The following is a 4,486-nucleotide window of genomic DNA, read 5'->3' as shown; positions in this document are numbered from 1 at the left end:
GTCTGGCTGTGCTGCGACAGGCGCGCGAGCAGATCGTTCATCTTGCCGACCGAACCTTTGAGTGTCTCGATCATGTCCGCCTGGAAATCAGGATTGCTCGCATGTTTTTCTGCATTGCGCGCGAGCAAGCTCAGCTGGCTGACGAGGTTTTTGATGTCATGCATCACAAAGGCAAAGCGCCTGTTAAACTGTTCGAATTGCCGGCTTTCAGTCAGTTGCTCCTGGCTGGTCGCTTCGGCCAGATAGCTGGCAAGCTGGCGACCGACCACACGCATCATGTCCAGATCTTCCCAATCGAGCGACCGCTTGATTGGGGGTTTGGCAAGCACCGCAATGCCGGCAAGACGCCCGAAATGCACCAGCGGGATTACCGCCCACGCACGTGTTTCGTCATACAACCATTGGGGAATTGCCGATTGATCAACCCGGTCATCGGCGCCCTCGCGCACCTCATCCATCAACAATATATGTCCAGTGCGTTCGAAGAAGGGCACTGTCTGCGAATTGCCTGCATAGGTCGGGATTTCGGCCGTTGGCCAGTTCCAGCGTGCCTGCAACACCAACCGCGATTCGCTGTCGCGGGTAAGCAATAGGCCAGCAGGTGATTCAAAAATGTCGGCCAGAGACTTGATAACCCGTTCGTGAAAGGGGGCGGCATCGCTCGGAAACCCGATTGTTTCTGCAAAGCGCATCCATTCAGCCCGATAATCATAACGGTGCTGGAAAAAATTCTTGGCGATGACGACATTAAGCCAGGCGCGGAACTTGCCCGAAGGGAGGATCAACATTGCTGCAAGCGACATGGCAAAGATCAGGGTGATCTGGGCCATCCTTACATAGCTGCCGCCCACAAGCTGCAACCCTGTCGCGAGCAAAACCATACCAAACAGATAGGCGCCGATTGCTAGCAAAGAGACTGACTGAAACGTTACCGACCGAGAAAGACGAATCCGCCAGTTGCTGTTGCGCCGCGTCCCCATTGCGAACACCGGCACCAGAATTGTCATGATCAGCCCACGCATGGCGATGAATTCGGCGGGCCAGTCACCCGAAAGATAGCCGATGGTGTAGAGGTTCAAGTCGTACATCCAGGTCGCGGCAAGCGCGGCCATAGGTAGGCTGATGCCCCAACGGGCCTCGGGTGCGGATACGGTGTAAAGATTATGGACCAGCACAATCGCGCCGATCGCGAAAATCATGCGCAACAGCTGGACTGATTTGGCTGCTGCAGCGCTCGCCTGTGCATTGTCCGGGTAGGTTGCGAGCAAGGCAAAATCGATCACAGGCTGCAGCAACAGCGCCAGAAACAAGGCGCCATAAAGTATCTTGATTGTGCGCGGGTGCGAGTTGCCCTCACCGTTGAGAAGCAACGCGTAGAGGAAACCCAGCCAGCCAAGATTGCGCAGCGTCTCACCGCTTGATGCCAGCAGGCCACCCGGCCCGCCCAGGATCGTCGCTATGCCCCAAAATGCAGTAACCGAAAGCGCCGCGATAAGTGCAATTTGCTGTCGGCTTTTGCCACCAAATTGTTGGAAAACCCAAATGGCCAGCGCGGCATATAAAAAGCCAACCGCTGCATGGCCCCAAAAGCCGACCCAGGCAAGCGCTCCGCCCATATTAGCGCGCTCCTTCTGGCCAGATGACCACTCGGATCGTCTGAAGCAGGATCAAAAGGTCGAGGAACGGCGTATAATTTTTGGCGTAATAAAGATCATATTCCAGCTTTTGGCGGCTGTCGTCGATTGACGCGCCATAGGGAAAATTGACCTGTGCCCAGCCGGTGATGCCCGGCTTTACCATGTGCCTTTCGGCAAAATAGGGCAACTGCTGTTCAAGGTCGGCGACGAATTCGGGCCGTTCCGGTCGCGGGCCGACAAAGCTCATATCGCCCTTCAAAACACACCATGTCTGCGGCAGTTCGTCGATGCGAACCTTGCGGATGAACTTTCCTATCCGGGTAACGCGGTCGTCATTTTTGGCCGCCCAGATCGCCTTGCCATCTGCCTCGGCATCGGCACGCATGGAACGCAATTTGATGAGGTCAAAAGGAACGCCATAACGGCCAACACGTCGCTGGCGGTAAAAGGCCGGACCTTTGCTTTCCAGCTTCACCAGCATTGCAAACAGCAGGATCACGGGCAGAGTGAGCGCCACAAGGATCGCACTGGCTGTAATATCGAAGAGCCGCTTGGCAATTCCAGACAAACGTCGGCCCGATGAGAAGCCATCGGAGAAAATGAGCCAGCTTGGGTTGACGCTATCCAGATCGACGCGCCCGGTTTCACGCTCCAGAAAGCTGGAGATATCGTTTACATGGACACCCGTGGTCTTGATCCGCAGCAGATCCTGTAACGGCAGCGCGTTACGCCTTTCTTCAAGCGCCAGCACCACCTCACTCGCCCCAAGTTTCACGACAAAATCGGCGAGATTATAGATTGCCGAACGGTTGATCGCCTCGGGGATGATCCGCTTTGCTTCGTCCATTGCGATGAAGCCGACAACAACAAAGCCGGAACCGCGCCGCGATTCAAGGTCCTTGATCCGCTGCGCCCGCTTCCCTGCCCCGAGCACTAGCAGACGGCGCTTAAAGCTCTCTCCGCCGATCAGGCTCCCCAATATCATGCGGCTGAGCGCGAGATAGGCGAAGGACAATATCATCGCATAGAGCGAGTTGGAGCGCCACAAGGTCATCCCTGGCAGCGCAAAGGCCATGATCGCCATGAAAATCACGCCAAGCGATACGGCGACGATCAAGCGCGCAACGGCAAAGCGCAGCGACTGCAAGGCTTCGGCGCTATAGACGCCCACGGCCATTGCGGCGAGTTGCACGGCGGCGGCAAAAGTAACGAGCGGCCAGATGCGATTGCCGATATAGTCGACATGCATGCCGATCTGGTTGGCGCGGATAACCCATGCGGTTTCTGCGGCAACCAGCAACAGGCACAAGTCCACCAACGCCAAAAACAACACGGCGTAAGGGACATAATGCTTGAACAACCTGATCATATCTGGGCGCGACCTGCCATAATCTTGCACGATAGATAGCGGGCAAAAGTAAAGTGTCGCTTAATTTTACACTTTGTTATAAAATGACGCAAAGTCAGTAATTTGGTGCCACGCCCAGCTGTCAAATTCCACGACAGTCAATAATTGCGGAAATGGCTGCTATCGAATAGGCAGCAGTTATGAAGATAACCCCTGTCATCCTCTCCGGCGGAGGCGGCACGCGGCTTTGGCCGATGTCGACCCCTGAATGCCCCAAGCAGTTCCTGAAACTCGCTGGCGATGCGACGATGTTCCAAATGACACTGGCGCGGGTGATGGACCGGGATTTCTTCGCAGCCCCGCTGTTCGTCGGCAATACCGCGCATGCCACATTGATCGAAACACAGGCCCGCGAAGCAGGCGTGCCGGACGCTCTCACCATCCTCGAACCCTGCGCCCGCAACACCGCGCCCGCCATCGCACTCGCCGCGCTAGCGGTGGACGACGCCAAGGCCCCAATGCTTGTAATGCCAAGCGATCATTTGATTACGGACGTCCCCGCCTTCCACACCGCGATCATGGCCGCGTTGCCGCTTGTCGAGGAAGGCTGGCTCGTTACCTTCGGTATCACCCCCACCTCGCCCGAAACCGGTTATGGCTATATCCGCATCGGGGAGGAACTGACCGCGGCGGTATCGCGCGTCGAACGCTTTGTTGAAAAGCCCGATGCCGCGACCGCACAGGCAATGATCGACGCGGGCAACCATGCGTGGAATGGCGGCATCTTCCTGTTCCGTGCCGACATCTATCTTGGCTGGCTGGCGAGCCTCGCGCCGGATATGCTGCACGCCGCCCAAGCCGCAATGGACGACGCCGAGCGGCAAGGCGCGTTGATCCGCCCTCAGGAGGCCGCCTTCGCCACCTCCCCCGCCAACAGCATCGACTATGCCGTTATGGAAAAGGCAGACCGCGTCGCCGTCGCCCCGGTCAGCATGGGTTGGTCCGATGTCGGCAGCTGGGACAGCCTGTACGAGATCAGCGCAAAGGACGCAGACGGTAACAGCATCCAGGGCGACGCCCGCCTGCTGGAAAGCGCGGGCAATCTGGTCCGCAGCGATGGCCTGCGCATCAACCTGATCGGCGCGCACGACCTGATCGTCGTCGCGCATGGCAATGAAGTGCTGATCCTGCCACGCGGCCAAAGTCAGGATGTGAAGAAGTTTAGCAGCTAGGTCGCCGGAAACAACCGCTTGCCCACAAAATGCGCCGCCAGAGCCCCGGCCAGTTGCGCTACAATAAAGCCTGGAACATCTGCCGGTGCTATCCCTGCAAAGCTGTCGCTCAGGCTACGCGCTATCGTGATTGCAGGGTTAGCGAAGCTGGTCGAAGAGGTGAACCAATAAGCGGCGGTGATATAAAGCGCGACGCTCACGGGCACCGCATCGGGCCTGTGTTTCGATGTGCCTATGATCGTCAGCAACAATCCAAAGGTCGCGATAAA

Annotated in this window: 3 protein-coding genes and 1 pseudogene; 1 reads left to right on the top strand and 3 read right to left on the bottom strand. The window is 57.4% G+C overall.

What is annotated here, in order from left to right; all coding sequences use genetic code 11:
• The coding region (gene prsK / locus Q0239_RS05005; protein ID WP_298599335.1) for an XrtA/PEP-CTERM system histidine kinase PrsK at positions 1-1,616 on the bottom strand (1,616 nt) is incomplete at its 3' end.
• A 1-nt stretch (position 1,617) separates the two neighbouring features.
• Entirely contained in the window at positions 1,618-3,006 is a 1,389-nt protein-coding gene (locus tag Q0239_RS05000; protein WP_298599333.1) for a TIGR03013 family XrtA/PEP-CTERM system glycosyltransferase, read from the bottom strand.
• A 179-nt stretch (positions 3,007-3,185) separates the two neighbouring features.
• Between Q0239_RS05000 and Q0239_RS04995 the strand changes: the two genes are divergently transcribed.
• The gene (locus Q0239_RS04995; protein WP_298599331.1) at positions 3,186-4,217 is read left to right on the top strand and encodes a mannose-1-phosphate guanylyltransferase/mannose-6-phosphate isomerase; all 1,032 of its coding nucleotides are present in this window, start codon (positions 3,186-3,188) and stop codon (positions 4,215-4,217) included.
• On the opposite strand, the pseudogene Q0239_RS04990 reads toward Q0239_RS04995, so the two are convergent.
• A pseudogene (locus Q0239_RS04990) lies at positions 4,214-4,486 on the bottom strand (aquaporin); the annotation flags it as partial. The gene Q0239_RS04995 and the pseudogene Q0239_RS04990 overlap by 4 nt on opposite strands.

Source organism: uncultured Sphingorhabdus sp., assembly GCF_937872355.1.
In the GTDB taxonomy this organism is placed as follows: domain Bacteria; phylum Pseudomonadota; class Alphaproteobacteria; order Sphingomonadales; family Sphingomonadaceae; genus Sphingorhabdus_B.
The sequence above is the reverse complement of the archived record's forward strand: the minus strand, read 5'-3'. Positions and strand labels throughout refer to the sequence as shown.